13 protein-coding genes, 2 tRNA genes and 1 riboswitch are annotated in these 15,718 nt (G+C 51.9%); of the genes, 12 read left to right on the forward strand and 3 right to left on the reverse strand.

The genetic code is table 11. From position 1 onward, the window contains the following. Positions 1–100 precede the first annotated feature (100 nt). From WMO29_RS16260 to WMO29_RS16270, 3 genes are all read right to left on the reverse strand, one after another. On the reverse strand, positions 101–1,174 hold the full coding sequence (locus WMO29_RS16260; RefSeq protein WP_435391206.1) for a sensor histidine kinase: 1,074 nt from the start codon (positions 1,172–1,174) through the stop codon (positions 101–103). A 46-nt stretch (positions 1,175–1,220) separates the two neighbouring features. Further along, complete coding sequence (vanR, locus tag WMO29_RS16265; RefSeq protein ID WP_349165508.1) at positions 1,221–1,922, reverse strand: VanR-ABDEGLN family response regulator transcription factor; 702 nt, start codon at positions 1,920–1,922, stop codon at positions 1,221–1,223. Between the two features lie 126 nt (positions 1,923–2,048). Then, a complete protein-coding gene (locus WMO29_RS16270; RefSeq protein WP_349165509.1) occupies positions 2,049–2,444 on the reverse strand; it encodes a putative ABC transporter permease in 396 nt (131 codons plus the stop codon). Positions 2,445–2,692: 248 nt separating this feature from the next. Here WMO29_RS16270 and WMO29_RS16275 point away from each other — a divergent pair, with 248 nt between their 5' ends. The 12 genes from WMO29_RS16275 (at position 2,693) to WMO29_RS16330 (ending at position 15,471) form a co-directional block, all read left to right on the forward strand. Beyond that, the gene (locus WMO29_RS16275) at positions 2,693–7,942 is read left to right on the forward strand and encodes a discoidin domain-containing protein (RefSeq protein WP_349165510.1); all 5,250 of its coding nucleotides are present in this window, start codon (positions 2,693–2,695) and stop codon (positions 7,940–7,942) included. Positions 7,943–8,001: 59 nt separating this feature from the next. Further along, a riboswitch (FMN riboswitch) is annotated at positions 8,002–8,120 on the forward strand. Positions 8,121–8,270: 150 nt separating this feature from the next. Beyond that, the gene (locus WMO29_RS16280; protein WP_349165511.1) at positions 8,271–8,993 is read left to right on the forward strand and encodes an ECF transporter S component; all 723 of its coding nucleotides are present in this window, start codon (positions 8,271–8,273) and stop codon (positions 8,991–8,993) included. Between the two features lie 185 nt (positions 8,994–9,178). Beyond that, on the forward strand, positions 9,179–9,607 hold the full coding sequence (gene tsaE / locus WMO29_RS16285; RefSeq protein ID WP_178038287.1) for a tRNA (adenosine(37)-N6)-threonylcarbamoyltransferase complex ATPase subunit type 1 TsaE: 429 nt from the start codon (positions 9,179–9,181) through the stop codon (positions 9,605–9,607). A gap of 1 nt (position 9,608) precedes the next feature. Beyond that, positions 9,609–10,343, forward strand: a complete 735-nt coding sequence (gene tsaB / locus WMO29_RS16290) for a tRNA (adenosine(37)-N6)-threonylcarbamoyltransferase complex dimerization subunit type 1 TsaB (RefSeq protein WP_349165512.1) — start codon at positions 9,609–9,611, stop codon at positions 10,341–10,343. Next, complete coding sequence (gene rimI, locus WMO29_RS16295; protein WP_349165513.1) at positions 10,340–10,780, forward strand: ribosomal protein S18-alanine N-acetyltransferase; 441 nt, start codon at positions 10,340–10,342, stop codon at positions 10,778–10,780. The genes tsaB and rimI overlap by 4 nt, the downstream gene beginning before the upstream one ends. Before the next feature lie 146 nt (positions 10,781–10,926). Beyond that, positions 10,927–11,175, forward strand: a complete 249-nt coding sequence (locus WMO29_RS16300; RefSeq protein ID WP_349165514.1) for a hypothetical protein — start codon at positions 10,927–10,929, stop codon at positions 11,173–11,175. A 23-nt stretch (positions 11,176–11,198) separates the two neighbouring features. Beyond that, entirely contained in the window at positions 11,199–12,116 is a 918-nt protein-coding gene (locus tag WMO29_RS16305; protein WP_349165515.1) for a ribonuclease Z, read from the forward strand. Beyond that, positions 12,113–13,153, forward strand: coding sequence for a tRNA (adenosine(37)-N6)-threonylcarbamoyltransferase complex transferase subunit TsaD (tsaD, locus tag WMO29_RS16310; RefSeq protein WP_435391205.1), 1,041 nt, complete (start codon positions 12,113–12,115; stop codon positions 13,151–13,153). Before WMO29_RS16305 ends, tsaD begins: the two co-directional genes overlap by 4 nt. A 15-nt stretch (positions 13,154–13,168) precedes the next feature. Continuing rightward, a complete protein-coding gene (gene ispD / locus WMO29_RS16315; RefSeq protein ID WP_349165516.1) occupies positions 13,169–13,891 on the forward strand; it encodes a 2-C-methyl-D-erythritol 4-phosphate cytidylyltransferase in 723 nt (240 codons plus the stop codon). A gap of 102 nt (positions 13,892–13,993) precedes the next feature. After that, complete coding sequence (locus tag WMO29_RS16320) at positions 13,994–15,136, forward strand: glycerate kinase family protein (RefSeq protein WP_349165517.1); 1,143 nt, start codon at positions 13,994–13,996, stop codon at positions 15,134–15,136. 99 nt (positions 15,137–15,235) lie between these two features. Beyond that, positions 15,236–15,321, forward strand: a tRNA-Ser gene (locus WMO29_RS16325). Between the two features lie 60 nt (positions 15,322–15,381). Continuing rightward, positions 15,382–15,471, forward strand: a tRNA-Ser gene (locus WMO29_RS16330). Positions 15,472–15,718: the final 247 nt, after the last annotated feature.

Genomic DNA, 15,718 nt, shown 5'->3' on the forward strand with positions numbered 1-15,718 from the left:
TGCTGAAGCAACCGCGCCTCGGCGCGAGAATGTGCCAACGGCACATTCTTTTTTATTTGACAGGGGAAACTTAGAATGCTTTTTGGAACGAACCGGAGCTTCAGATCGCAGGCAATACCACGGAAAATGTAGTTCCCTGTTTGTCGCTCTCCGCCGAAATCGTCCCGTGATGGGCCGCCACAATCTCCTTCGCGATAGCCAGTCCCAGTCCGGCTCCGCCTTTTTCGGAAGATCTTGCACTGTCCAGCCGGTAAAACTTCTCGAAAATTACGTCCAGCTGTTCCCTGGGAATCTGCGGCCCCTGATTGGTAAAGGTAATATGAATCAGCTCCGCCTCTTTCCGGGCTCGAATCTCGATGACCGTATCAGGAAAGCTATAGGCGGCTGCATTTTTCAAAATGTTGTTGAACACCCGGGCAAGCTTGTCCGGATCTCCGGGCAGAATCAGGTTCTCCGGCACGTCCATATGTACGGATTTTCCACTGGGCGTCAGAATCGGATAAAATTCCTCTGCAAGCTGCATCAGCAGAAAGGACAGCGGAATATTTTCCCGGGTCAGAGGGATGCTGTGCAGGTTAAACCGGGTAATTTCAAAAAACTCATTGATGAGCTGTTCCAGCCGGTAAGCCTTGTCTAACGTGATGGACAGATACCGGGCACGCTGTTCCACAGGCAGATCCGGCGCTTCCTTCATCAGATCCAGATAGCCGATGACGGAAGTCAGGGGCGTGCGGATATCGTGGGCCAGGTAGACCACCAGATCGTTTTTGCGCTCCTCGGCCTGGCGTGCGTCCCGCTCCCGTTTTTCCAGAATGTTTTTGCATTCGTTGAGTTTCAGCTCCAGAAAACCCATTTCAGGGGAAAGGGTAATGAGTTCGGTCTTTTCATCCAGCAGCGCGTCGCAGCCGGCGGAAATCTCATCGAAATATTCGGTCATCCAGCGGATTGAATAGCGGAATACCACGATGATGGCAATGATGATGGCGCCTGCCAGAATGGTTTCCAGGTTATTGCGGAAGGTGATTTCGTAGATATAAAGGGCATCGTCGTAGTCCAGATGGAAAAGGCCGGTCAGAAAGCCCACCACTGTATCGCCGAACCGCCCGCGAATCAGCTCCCGCAGCAGGAAAACCGCGCAGATGGACACAAATACCAGCGACAGGATTTTTCGCATCAGTTTTCGTTCAAAGAGGACGTATTTACTGCCCCGCGACTGTTTTTTATTCAATTTTGTACCCCACTCCCCACACGGTCTTGATATACTTGGGTTTCTCGCTGGAATCATTCATCTTTTCCCGCAGATGCCGGATGTGTACCATAATCGTGTTATTATTGCTGCTGTAATATTTCTCGCCCCACACGTCGTAGAAGAGACGGTCGGAGCTGACCACCTGTCCCCGGTTTTTGCAGAGACTCCAGAGAATAGAAAACTCTGTGGGTGTCAGCGCCAGCGGCTGCTCGTTCAGGGTGCAGGTGTGATCCCGTTTATTGATGGTCAGTCCGGAGATGGTAATGGAATCCGGATCCTCTTCCTGGGCGGGCGAATTATTATACTTGGTAAAACGGCGCAGCTGGGCTTTGACCCTTGCAATCAGCTCCAGAGGCCGGAAGGGCTTGGTCATATAATCGTCGGCCCCCAGAGTCAGGCCGGTGATTTTGTCCACCTCTTCATCCTTGGCGGTCAGCATGATGATGGGAAAATTCTGCTTCTCCCGTATTTTCTGGCAGATGGAAAAGCCGCTCATATCCGGCAGCATCACGTCCAGCACTGCCAGATCCGGCGTCTCGGCCTCCATATACGCCAGAGCGTCGGTTCCGTTATAAAAAGTATGCACTTCGTAAGTTTCATTGGTCAGATACAAGGTGATCAAATCCGCAATTTCCTTTTCGTCGTCTACGACTACAATTTTGGCTTCAGCCATAGTAAAAACCCCATTCCTTTAGAAAAATAAATAGTATATTCCGGTAAATGCCGCAAGGGCAGACTGTTTTCACCTCCAGTATACCAGAAAACCATGGAAAAGGATTTAAACTTTTGTGAAAAAATCTTAAGAAGCCATAAATTTATTCAACAGCTTCTCATAGAGGAGCCCGGTCAGAAACCAGACCGGCGCGTAGTCCAGCCTTATGACCCCTTTTACATTGAGACGGGCATGACTGTAATCCCAGGGGCAGATGCCCCGTTTTTTCAGAAACATGCCGCTCAGATACTCTGTCAGGAAAATCCCACCCGCATAGACGCTGCCCCGCACCCAGATGCTCTTTTTCCGGAGCAGCCGGGAAATGGGCGCGAACAGAAAGGCCATCCCGTAAATGGGAAACATCCAGATGGAGGAATGTCCCATTAGTTTCATCTGCCGCCGCTGCAGGGATTTCAAGCCGGTCCAGAAAATTTCCAGACACCAGCCCAGAAGGCCGCAAAAAATAAATCGTTTTTTCATCATATTTACAGTATGTACAACCCGGAAAGGGAAAATACGTAAAATGTAATTGGACTTTTTGAGAAATATGTTGTCACTTTCAACAAATGGATTGAAAAAGATAAGGCAGATCATGTACTATTTGCTATGGTGCTAAAGGTTTACTGAAAAAATATATGGACGGAATGGCGAGAGTGCGCAGCTTGTCAGACTACCGGTATGATTCAGAAGCCTGATAAATGCAGACGAAAGGGAAAATGAGGGAAGGAAGCATGAAAAAACGACATGGAAAGGCTGCTCTTGCCTGGACGTTGGTGCTGTGCACTGCGGCGGGTTCTGCGAAAATAGACGCACAGGCAGCAGGATCGCAGGCAGCGGTATCGATCGGCAATGATATGGTATCCATTGGCAATGATTATATTTCCAGGGAATACAGTATTGCAGACGGACACATTAAAACAGCACAGATAGTAAACAAGCGGATTGGAACCAATCTGGTTCCGCAGGACGGTTCACAGGATTTTGTGATCAACACACTGGGCGAAGCCGATACCGCAGAACCCGGAACACCGTCTGAAGATACAGACAAAATCACCAACGAGCCCCAGTGGGAGCTCAGTACACCGGACGCCATCTCCAAAGAAGGCTGGAGAGCGAAGCTGACCAACAGTGCCGGTACAGAATTCCCGGAGAGCGCAGTGAATACCCTGTTTGACAATGAGCTGGGCAGCTATCCGAACGAGTACACTATCAGCGGACATCCGTTTACTCTGGATATCGACCTGGGTGAAACAAGGACAATCGCGTCCATGTCCGTCAACAAGCGGCCGGGTTATCCGGATTCCAATTACGGAACCAACGGCACCATGGGCGGCTATGAGATTTGGACAAGCGCCGATGGCGTAACCTATGATAATGAAGTAGCCAAGGGCGAATTTACCGAGGCGGATTACAACCTGCATCAGGAAGGCGACCTCTACAACGTAGGCGATCTGGTATATGCCAATTTTGGCCATGCGGTAGACGCGCGGTATGTCCGTGTAGTACAGACAAGCGTAGCCATCGGAAGCGCCGAGGAGTTCACCAGCGCTGAGATTGGTTTCTACACCGGAACCTTTGAGAAGACACAGAAAATCGTGGAGCCGACGGAAGCTTTGAACAGAAGCGCCTGGAAGGTAACCATCACCAATAACGGCAGACAGGTATTTGACGACGCGCATACAGCAAGACTGATTGACGGCGATCCGAATACCAATCCGGATGAATACACCAAGGCCGGAAGTCCGTTTACAGTGGACATCGACCTGGGAAGCGTGCAGACGGTATCCTCCCTGTCCATCGACAAGCGTCCGGGCTACAGCGACGCTAATTACGGTCTCAACGGAACCATGGGCAAATTCAAGCTGTATGTCAGCGAGGATGGAACCAATTACACCTTCGCGGGAGCCGGAGAATTTACGAAAGAGGCCTACAATCTGCATGAGGAGAAGGGCCTCTACAATGTGGGCGACCGGGTTTACGCGAACTTTAAGAAGACCTATACCACACGGTATGTGCGTCTGGTTCAGGAGTCCTGCTCCATGGGCAGCAGCGATGAGTTCACCAGCGCAGAGCTGAATCTCTATGCAGATCAGTACGTAGGTCCCAACTGGAATACCGACGAGGAGTCTCCGGACATTACGCCTCCCGCCTCCAAGACCATCAAAGCCGGTGAACTGGTATTTGAGTCCGCAGAGCAGGCGGATATCGACGGCGGTAAGAAGCTGACCATCCACTATGCGCCCTATACGGTGAACGGCGTAAACTACGACATCGATCAGGTAGCCGTGCTGATGAATGATGAGCATTACATGAACACCTACCTGGAAATCGGCGTATCCGACAAGGATAAAGCGCAGATTGATTACATCGACATGGATCGCTTTGTACTTCCGGGCGACGCGAAGGGCGTGTGGTCCCATCCGGACGAGTCCAAGATTTCCTCCATGTGGATTGGCGGCCACGAGCTGATGCTGGGACAGCCGATTTACGCAAATGGTCTGTTTATGGGCTCTGAGTTCCCGGCGGCAGACACCCGGATTTCTGACAATACCACAGAGATCCGTTACTACTCCGGCAAGACCTTCACCCGTCTGGATCAGGACAACCAGTTACAGGCAGACGGAACCTTCCGCACCTGGTGGAATGTTGTCGGCGCGGCCAGAGGAACGGACACCGCTGTGGTACAGACCGATTTCTTCAGCTATATTGAAGATATTGCTACACCGACCGAATTCCGGAAGCAGTATAACTCCTGGTATGACAATATGATGAATATTACCGACGAGAGTATCGCAGCTTCCTTCTACGGAGCGGAGAAGGGTCTGACCCAGAACGGCGTAGAGCCTCTGGATTCCTATGTAGTAGATGACGGCTGGAACAATTACTACGACGGTACCTATACCGCGACGCCGGGATCCGCCCAGGGAACCACTCCGAACGTAACCGGGTTCTGGGAGTTTAACGCCAAGTTCCCCAACGAGCTGTATACCTCCAGTGCCCTGTCTGATAAATTCCAGTCCACCTTCGGACTGTGGCTGGGACCCCAGGGCGGATATAATTATTTCCAGACCTTTGGCCCGTATCTGGAGTCCCGGGGAACCGGATATGCCCAGGACGCGAAGAACGGCGGCGGATCCTGGACCAATATCTGCGTAGGCTCCGACAAGTATGTGAAGAACCTGCAGAGCCTGTTCATCGATTATGAGAACCGTTTCAACATTGATTACTGGAAATGGGATGGCTTTGCCTTAAGACCCTGTACCAACGCAAGCCACGACCATATGACCGGCGGCAATCAGAACATGTACTTTACTTCCGACCTCTGGGAGAAATGGACCGACCTGTTTGAGGCGGCCAGAGAGGCCAGAGCAAAAGAGGGCAAAGGCCTGTTCATCAACGCGACATGTTATGTAAACTTAAGCCCCTGGCTGCTGCAGTGGGTGAACACCATCTGGGTACAGGATTCCGGCGATACCGGACAACTGGGAAGCGGCGAGCGTCATCAGCAGAAGATTTACTACCGTGACCAGGTATACTATCAGCTGTACAGGCAGAACCAGATTCAGTTCCCGCTGAAGAATATCTACAACCACGACCCGATTTACGGCGTATCCGATAACAGCAAGGCAACCACAGAGGTATTCCGTGAGTTCCTGTTCGCAAACGCGGTGCGCGGTACCGCTTTCTGGGAGCTTTACTACTCCCCGTCCATCATGGATGACGCCAAGTGGAAGGTGACCACAGACGCTCTTGCATGGGCAGAAGAGAATCATGATATTCTGAAGAACGCGAAGCTCTTTGGAAATCAGCCGAAGAACGGCGTATACGGCTATTCCAGCTGGAATGGCACAGAGGGAATCATTTCCTTCACAAACCCGCTGGATTCCGAGCAGACCTATTCGCTGCAGGTAAATAACACCATCGGTGCAGATCCGGCACTGAAGAACGCGAAGGGCGTTCAGGTACAGCCCTATGAGGCAGGCGAGCTGAAAGCTCTTTCCTATGGAGATACCATCACCGTAACACTGAAGCCCCACGAGACTGTGATTCAGCAGTATGGCAGCAAGGACGCAGAGGCTCCGAAGCTTGTATCTGCCAAGTCCACCGGCGATCAAGAGCTGACCCTGAAGTTTGACGAACGCATCCAGGGCGGCACCTTCACCGTAAATGGCAAAAAGGCGAAAGCAGAAGTAAAAGAGGATTACCGCACCGTCGTACTCACCACCGACAAGCTGCCGGAGGGCGAGGTAAAGGTAGGCGTACAGAAGGTAAGCGATGTAAACGGCAATGCCACAAGCGCTGATGTGACCGTAGCCTGCTACAAGGACGGCGTTATCGCCGAAGTAGCAGCCCGCACCGATGTAAAGGGTAAAAACAACATCAAGACAACCTATGATGCTGAGACTGAGACCACATGGCTGGGCGGCGTAACTGACAGCTTGCAGGTGAAGACAGACAATCAGCTGACCGGAACCACAGATTTCAGTATTGTGACCGGCGTTAAGACCACAGCGGCAGGAACTACCCTGGTAACTGCAGGCGATGATGTGAAGCTTTCCATCAACAAGGATGGCTTTGTAGAATTCAAGGTAGGCTCCCTGACTCTGACTTCAGAGGAAAAGGTAACCACCGTAGATTCCAAGGCGACCGGAACCTTCGGTACAGACGAGTATCAGCCCACCAAGGCGACGACCGTGACCAAGGGACAGGTAAACGACGGCCAGGCACATTCCATCGCGGCTGTGCGCGAGGCCAACGGCATACTGAAGATTTACATCGACGGCGCTCTGGCAGCCTCCGCGTATGACGCAAATGTCATCAACGAGAACCTGAAGGGCGGCGCAATCACCATCGGCGGCGCAGGTTACACCGGCGATCTGGCTGCCGTGCAGGTACTGAATCGCGCGGTAGCTTATGACGAGACCTCCGCGATTCAGCCGAAGCCTCCGGTAGTGGAGGAGAACAGCCGTGAGGGCTGGACTGCAAGCGCATGCTCCGAGATGCCGGGCATGTCCGGGGACGCCAGCGCCATGGCGGCCATCGACGGCAACACAGGCTCCTGGTGGCATACCAACTATCTGGGCGGCGATACCTGCAGTGGTAAGCACTGGATCGCAGTGGACTTCGGTAAGGAGGAGACCTTTGATCACTTCCTGTATACTGGCCGTGGCGCAGGAAGCAATGGATCTATCAAGGATTACATCCTGGAGATCAAGAACGCGGACGGAACCTACACCACCATCAAGGAGGGCAGCTTCTCCGCAGACAATGCAGCAGATACAGTGGATCTGGGCAAGGAGTACAAGGGTTACGGCTTCCGTCTGACTGCAGTGTCCACACACAACGGACAGAATTTTGCGGCTGCAGTGGAGATGAACATCGGCCTGACCAAAAAGAGCGAGCAGGTAACTGCGCCTGCAATTACAGAGGGCGACGGCAGTCAGTGGAAGAAGGGCGATCTGACCTTCAAGACAGACGCAAAGGATGATACCGTTCTTGGTATCTATGTGGATGATGAGGAGATTTCCAAGGATTCCTATACGGTCAAGAACGGCGTGATCACTCTGACTGAGGCATACCTGAAGACACTGTCCAAGGGAAGCCATACCATGACACTGGTAACCAGAAACGGCGAGGCTACAGCAGACTTTGAGGTACTTTCCGGTTCCGCTGTGATTAATCCGGGCGATAATAAACCGGGCGATAATAAACCGGGCGACAACAAACCGGGTGACAATAAGCCGGGCAATGACAATACCGGTAATACCAAGCCGGGTAATAACAGCACAGACAGCACAACCAGCAGCAGCAATGGCAGCGGCTCTCACAAGGGAAGCGGAAGCTCCGGCAAATCCAACACCCAGAGTACCAATGCGGCAGCTACCGGCGACACCGCTCCGATCGCAGTATGGGCCATGCTCCTGCTGGCAGCAGGCTGCGGCTGCGCGGTTGTCTACACCAAAAGAAAAAAGAATTCCTAAATAAAAAATAGCACTTGCATATTTCCGCAGACAGGCTTATAATACGAGTCAGAAAATGGTTAATTCTTCAGGGCAGGGTGTAATTCCCGACCGGCGGTCATAGTCCGCGAGCCGATAGTTCGGCCGAATCGGTGAGATTCCGATACCGACAGTAAAGTCTGGATGAGAGAAGAAAAGGAAGCGGAATACAGGATCTGGAGAAGATCGACAGCTTTGCTTTTAAGCCCTGAGTATATACAGTACTCAGGGCTTTTTTCGCGGTTATCAAACGCGAAAACCTTAAAGAATTATCCTTTCTAATCTTTATTCGGAAAAGGAGAAATGTAACATGACAAACTTAATGCAAAGTGTAAAGGACAATCTGGCCTTTTTAGGCGTCTGCCTGGTGATTGTGGTGGCGATTTTTGTGGTAGCCGGCCTGACGGAGAAGGCTCTCCGGCAGAAAAATTCCATGGCTCGAACCAATTCCCCGGCTCGCCGGGTGGCACTGGTTGGCGTATTTTCGGCGATTGCGGCGGTACTGATGCTTTTTGAGCTGCCCCTGTGGTTTGCGCCCAGCTTCTACGAGTTGGATTTCAGCGAAATTCCGGTACTGATCTGTGCTTTCGCCATGGGACCTGTGGCAGGCGTGGCCACCGAACTCTGTAAGGTGCTTTTGAAGCTTGTGCTGAAGGGAACGACGACCGCATTTGTCGGCGACTTTGCGAACTTCGTGGTGGGCTGCAGCTTGGTACTCCCGGCTTCCATCGTATATTACATAAGAAAGAATAAGAAAATGGCCATCTGCGGCCTGGCGCTGGGAACTCTGATTATGACCATTTTCGGAAGCGGCTTCAACGCCCTCTATCTGCTGCCGAAGTTCTCTGAACTGTTTGGCATGCCCATGGACGCGATCATCGGTATGGGAACCGCCATCAACAGCAGTATTCACAGCGTCTGGACCCTGGTGTTCTTCGCGGTCGTGCCGTTCAACATCCTGAAGGGCGTGGTGGTATCCGCCATTACCATGCTGCTCTACAAGCATATCAGTCCGATTCTGAAAAAGCACTAGGTGCTCACGGAATCACTGGACAGTACAAAAGGGAAATGCTATAATAAAGCCGCAGAAACGGCCAAAAAAGCAAACAAGAGCCTCGCAGCCTCTGCGGGGCTTTTGTTTTGCGAGCAATGAGTGAAAGCGAAACCGCAAAGGCTGCTTCTTATATTTTGTTACGAAGATTTATATGAGGTATTAAGATGATAAAGGAAACATTTTCAGAGACAGACACCAGAGCCTTTGGTGAGATGCTGGGTCGGAAAGCCGTTCCCGGAACCGTTTACACCCTGACCGGCGACCTGGGCGTGGGTAAGACCGTATTTACCCAGGGATTTGCGAAGGGCCTGGGCGTCACCGAGCATGTAAACAGTCCCACCTTCACCATCGTACAGGAATATGAGGATGGCCGCCTTCCTTTCTATCATTTCGATGTGTACCGTATCGGCGATATCGAGGAAATGGACGAAATCGGCTATGAGGATTATTTCTATGGCGAGGGTGTCTGCCTGATTGAGTGGGCGGAGCTCATTGAGGAGCTGCTCCCGAAGAAGCGCACAGAGATTCTGATTGAAAAAGACCTGGAAAAGGGCTTTGATTACCGGAAAATAACCGTGGAGGAGATGGAATAACATGAAGATATTAGGACTGGACAGCTCAGGACTGGTGGCGTCCGTAGCGGTGGTAGAGGACGACGGAGTGAACAGCAATCTCCTGGCGGAGTACACGGTCAACTACAAGAAGACCCATTCCCAGACCCTGCTCCCCATGCTGGACGAGATTGCCAATATGATCGAACTGGATCTGAACGCCATCGATGCCATTGCCGTGGCAGGAGGACCCGGTTCCTTTACGGGACTGCGCATCGGTTCTGCAACTGCTAAGGGACTTGGTCTGGCGCTCGGCAAGCCGCTGGTACACATTCCTACTGTGGACGCCCTGGCTTATAATTTATACGGAACCGATAAAATTATCTGCCCGCTGATGGACGCCCGCAGAAATCAGGTTTATACCGGTATTTACGAATTTCAGGGAGACAAGCTGGTGGTGTTGGAGCCTCAGATGGCAGTCGGCATCGAAGTAATTGCAGAGAAGTTATGTATACTTGAAAAGGATGTAATTTTCCTGGGTGACGGCGTGCCGGTCTTCCGCCAGGTACTGACTGACGAGCTCATGAAGGGCGTAAGTTTCTCCTTTGCCCCGGCTCATGTCAATAAGCAGCGGGCTGCAGCGGTAGCCATGCTGGCCGTATCCTATGTCCGCGCCGGAAAGACAGAGACAGCGGCGGAGCATCGTCCCGATTACCTGCGTCTGTCCCAGGCAGAGCGGGAACGGCTGGAAAAAGAAAAAGCGGAGAAGGAAGCATGAATGAGCTTCTGATTCGCCCCATGGAGGAATTGGATTTGCCGCAGGCTGCGGCTATCGAGAAAGAAGCCATCACCCCGCCCTGGTCGGAGCAGGCCTTTCGGGAAAGCCTCGGACTGGAGCACACGATCCTGCTGGCTGCCATACAGGACGGCCAGGTGGCAGGCTACTGTGTCTGTTATCAGAGCTTTGAAGAAGGGGAAATCACCAACGTGGCCGTAAAGAAGGAGCTGCGGGGGCAGGGAATTGCCGGAAAGCTTCTGGAAAAATTGTGTTCCTACGGAAAGGAACGGGGGCTGGAGCGCTATATCCTGGAGGTACGCGCCGGCAATGAACCGGCCATTCATCTGTATGAACGGAGCGGCTTTACCCGGGTGGGAATCCGGAAGGGCTTTTATGAGCAGCCGGTGGAGGACGCCGTGATCATGGTAAAAGGTTGACATAAGATTGACAACCATTTCCACTAGGCAGAAAAAAGCGGATTATGTAGAATATTCACGTAAAATAAAAACGTAGATTCCGGTCGCGCGCCAGAGGATAGCGCGGCGGAATGACACAGGGCTGCGAAAGCGGCGGGAGGAATAAGATGCGTGAGTATAAGATGACAGAGACAAAAATTTTAACCAGACTGATTTGTAATAGCTGCGGTAAAGTCATTGCCCTGCGCGGCGGTATTCCACTGGAGGGAGTCTGTGCTGTGCGGCAAAGCTGGGGGTACGAGTCCGAAAGGGATGGAGAACAGGACAGCTTTGATCTGTGCGAGGCATGTTATGATCGCATTACCGGGCAGTTTAAAGTCCCTGTGACGCGGACAGAACAGAGCGAATGGTTATAAGATAGGAAGATTAGGAGACAGGAATGTTAGATGTATGTTTGCTGGGAAGCGGAGGTATGATGCCGTTGCCCTATCGCTGGCTGACAGCGCTGATGATGCGATACAACGGAAGCAGTGTACTGATAGACTGTGGAGAGGGAACGCAGATAGCGGTGAAGGAAAAGGGCTGGAGCTTTAAGCCCATTGATGTGATCTGCTTTACCCATTTCCACGGGGATCATATCAGCGGCCTGCCGGGGCTTCTGCTCACCATGGGAAATGCGGAGCGGACGGAGCCGCTGACGTTAGTGGGACCCAAGGGGCTGGAACGGGTGGTCAACGCCTTACGCGTCATCGCGCCGGAGTTGCCCTTTCCCATTGAATTTATCGAACTGACAAAGGCGGAAGAGGAGCTGGAGCTGAACGGTTATCATATCAAAGCATTCCGGGTCAATCATAACGTGACCTGCTACGGTTATTCCATTGAGATTAAGCGGGCGGGCAAATTCAATCTGGAGCAGGCTCAGAGCCTGAACATTCCGAAAAATTTCTGGAATCGTCTGCAGAAGGGGGAAACCATCGAGGCGGACGGAACGGTGTTTACGCCGGATATGGTTATGGGAGCGCCCCGGAAGGGCATTAAGCTGGTGTATTGTACGGATACCCGGCCTACAGAGTCCATTTCCAGAAATGCGAAGGACGCGGATCTTTTTATCTGCGAGGGTATGTATGGCGAGAAGGACAAGCAGGCGAAAGCAGTCGCCAATAAACACATGACCTTTTACGAAGCGGCCCGTCTTGCGAAAGAGGCAGATGTGAAGGAGATGTGGCTGACCCATTACAGTCCGTCCCTGACCCGGCCTGAAGAATACATGGACGAGGTACGCAAGATATTCCCGCGCGCAGTGGCCGGAAAGGACAGAAAATCCATAGAACTGGATTTTGAGGATGAAGAAAAATGAGTGAGACGATGAATACGAAAAAAGATATCTATATATTGGGAATTGAGAGCTCCTGCGACGAGACAGCGGCTTCCGTGGTAAAAAATGGCCGGGAAGTGCTCTCCAACGTGATTTCCTCCCAGATTGATCTGCATACTCTCTACGGCGGTGTAGTTCCGGAAATCGCGTCCCGCAAGCACATTGAGCGCATCAATCAGGTCATTGAGGAAGCCCTGACTACAGCAAATATGACTTTGGACGATCTGGACGCCATAGGCGTCACCTATGGTCCGGGGCTGGTGGGCGCGCTGCTGGTGGGCGTGGCTGAGGCGAAAGTCATCAGCTATGCAAAAAAGCTGCCGCTGGTGGGCGTACATCATATTGAAGGACATATTTCCGCCAATTATATCGAAAATCCGGATCTGGAGCCGCCCTTTGTGTGCCTGGTGGTATCCGGCGGACATACCCATCTGGTCGTTGTGCGGGATTATGGAAAATACGAGATTCTGGGACGGACCCGTGACGACGCGGCCGGAGAGGCCTTCGATAAAGTGGCCCGCGCCATTGGCCTGGGTTATCCGGGCGGTCCGAAGATTGATAAGATTTCCAAAGAGGGCAATCCGGAGGCTATTGCGTTTCCGCGTCCGAAATTCGAGGATTCCCCCTACGACTTCAGCTTCAGCGGTCTGAAATCAGCCGTGCTGAATTATCTGAACGGCTGCCAGATGAAGGGCGTAGAAATTAACCGGGCCGACGTGGCGGCTTCTTTCCAGAAGGCAGTCTGCGACGTACTGGTGGAGCATGCCATGATCGCAGTGAAGGAAAACGGCCTCAATAAATTTGCCATTGCCGGCGGCGTGGCGTCCAATTCCGCTCTTCGTGCGGCCTTCGAAAAGGCGTGTGTGGAGCGTCAGATCGAATTTTATCATCCGTCTCCGATTTTCTGTACGGACAACGCGGCAATGATTGGATCGGCAGCTTATTATGAATTTATCGCGGGAAAACGGGACGGTCTTGACTTGAACGCGGTTCCCAATCTGAAATTAGGCGAGCGGTAGGTAGGAGAACAAAAGATGAAAAGAAAAGCGTGTACAGCCATTGTCCTGGCAGCAGGTCAGGGAAAACGGATGGGCGGCGACGTCCACAAGCAGTTTCTGGAACTTCTGGGCCATCCGGTAGTCTATTATTCCATCCGGACTTTTCAGGAATCCCCGCTCATCGACCGGATTCTTCTTGTAACCGGCGAGACAGAAATAGACTATGTCCAATCAGAAATCGTGGAGAAATATCATTTTGATAAGGTATGTGCAGTCGCGGCAGGCGGCCATGAACGCTATGCTTCGGTCTGGAACGGCCTCAAAGCGCTTGAAAAAAGCCTGCGTGAAGAAGAAAAGGATGGCTTTGTATTCATTCACGACGGCGTGCGTCCTTTTATAAATGAAGAGATTCTGCGCCGCGCCTTTGACGCGGTAGAAGCATATCACGCCTGCGTAGTCGGCATGCCCAGTAAAGATACGGTCAAAATCGCCGACGCCGATGGTTTTGTGTCCGAAACTCCGGCCCGCAGCCGGGTATGGAATGTGCAGACCCCGCAGGTATTTGATTTCCGTCTGGCTTACGAGGCCTACGCGGCTCTGGAGCAGAGCGGCCGCAGTGATGTGACGGATGATGCCATGATTGTGGAAGCATTTACGGATACAAAGGTGAAGCTGGTGGAAGGCTCCTACGAGAATATCAAGCTGACCACGCCGGAAGATCGGAAGATTGCGGAGACATTTCTACATAATCAAATATAAGAAAACCCCGATAGAAAAACGATTCGGGGAATGGAAAAAAGCGGAGTTCTGAGAACAGGATTCTGCTTTCTATTTATAAAAAGCAAAAGGAAAGGGAAAAGTATGAAATTTTTGTTTGCATCTGACTCATTGAAGGGAACCCTGTCAAGCGACGACACAGGCAGACTTCTGGCAAAAGCGGCAAAAGAGGTATTTCCGGCCTGTATCTGTGAAGGTATCCCGGTAGCAGACGGCGGAGAAGGAACCGTAGATGCGGTCATCCGGGCGGTACAGGGACAGCAGATCCGAGTGAAAGCGCAGGATCCCCTGATGCAGACAAGAGAAACATACTATGGGAAACTGGATGAAAACAGGGCCATCATCGAGATGGCCCTGGCTTCCGGCTACGCCCTGGTACCTGCGGAAAAGCGAAATCCCCTGTATACAAGCTCCTACGGAACTGGCGAACTGATCCGTGACGCCCTCGACAGAGGCTTCCGTGATATCACCATCGCCATCGGCGGCTCCGCCACCAACGACGGCGGCATGGGCTGCATGCGCGCGCTGGGCGTCCGCTTCCTTGACCGGGCGGGGCGGGAGCTTATGGGAAACGGTTCCGATCTGGGACGCCTGGCTGCGATAGACGACAGCGGCCTGGACCCGCGGATCGCAGACGCAGTCTTTACCGTCATGTGCGACGTCACCAATCCCCTCTGTGGAGAAAATGGAGCTACTTACACCTTTGGCCCGCAGAAGGGCGCAACTCCGGAGATACTGGAACGTCTGGAGCGCGGCATGGAGAACTACCGAGATATCCTTATCCGAACATATGACATGAATCCGGATACTATTCCCGGTTCCGGCGCAGCAGGCGGACTGGGAGCGGCATTGCTGGTGTTCCTTCGCGCACAGCTGAAATCCGGAATCGAGACCGTGCTGGATCTGATAGAGTTTGACAGGCGGTTGAAAGGGGTATCTCTGGTGGTAACCGGAGAAGGATGCACAGACTGGCAGTCCTGTTATGGCAAAGTGGTACAGGGCGTCGGTGATCGCTGCCGGAAGCATAACGTACCTGCGGTAGCTCTGGTAGGCGGTATGGGTGAAGGCGCGGAGCAAATCTATGAGCATGGCATCCGTTCCATTGTTACTACCGTAAATGGCATCATGCCACCGAAAGAAGCCTTCAAAAACGCGGAAATCCTGTATTATCAGGCGGCTCTGCGCCTGTTTCGTCTGTTGAAAACAGGCATGGAACTGGGAATTTGAAGAAATTATTAAAAAAATAAAAAAAGTTGTTGACATTGTCGATTAGTGATGATAGAATACATTTTGTCGCCACGCAAGGGCGGAAACACGTCAGAGTGTGGAGAGGTATCGAAGTGGTCATAACGAGGCGGTCTTGAAAACCGTTTGTCCGAAAGGGCGCGTGGGTTCGAATCCCACCCTCTCCGTTAGTTACCACTGATACAGCGGTGACATATAAAAATCGATTTGAAGAAATCGAGCATCTTGGAGAAGTACCCAAGCTGGCCGAAGGGGCTCCCCTGGAAAGGGAGTAGGTCGTTAATAGCGGCGCAAGGGTTCAAATCCCTTCTTCTCCGCTTAGCTTTGAAAACATCAAAAAACAATCGAAAAAAGTTGAAAAAAGTACTTGACAATCGGTTGCAAACATGATAATATATCAAAGCTGACTCGCAAGAGCAAGTGTAACGAACCTTGATAACTGAACAGTGTAAAACCTTGAAAATTCTAAGAGAATAATTCAAGAACAGTTTAGTCTTAGAAATAAGATTGAACACCTTTTAACAGTAATACGGGAAAGAAATTGCTAGTTGTGATTTCTGGACC

It is taken from the genome of Laedolimicola intestinihominis, from assembly GCF_040096155.1.
Taxonomy (GTDB): Bacteria; Bacillota; Clostridia; order Lachnospirales; family Lachnospiraceae; genus Laedolimicola; species Laedolimicola intestinihominis.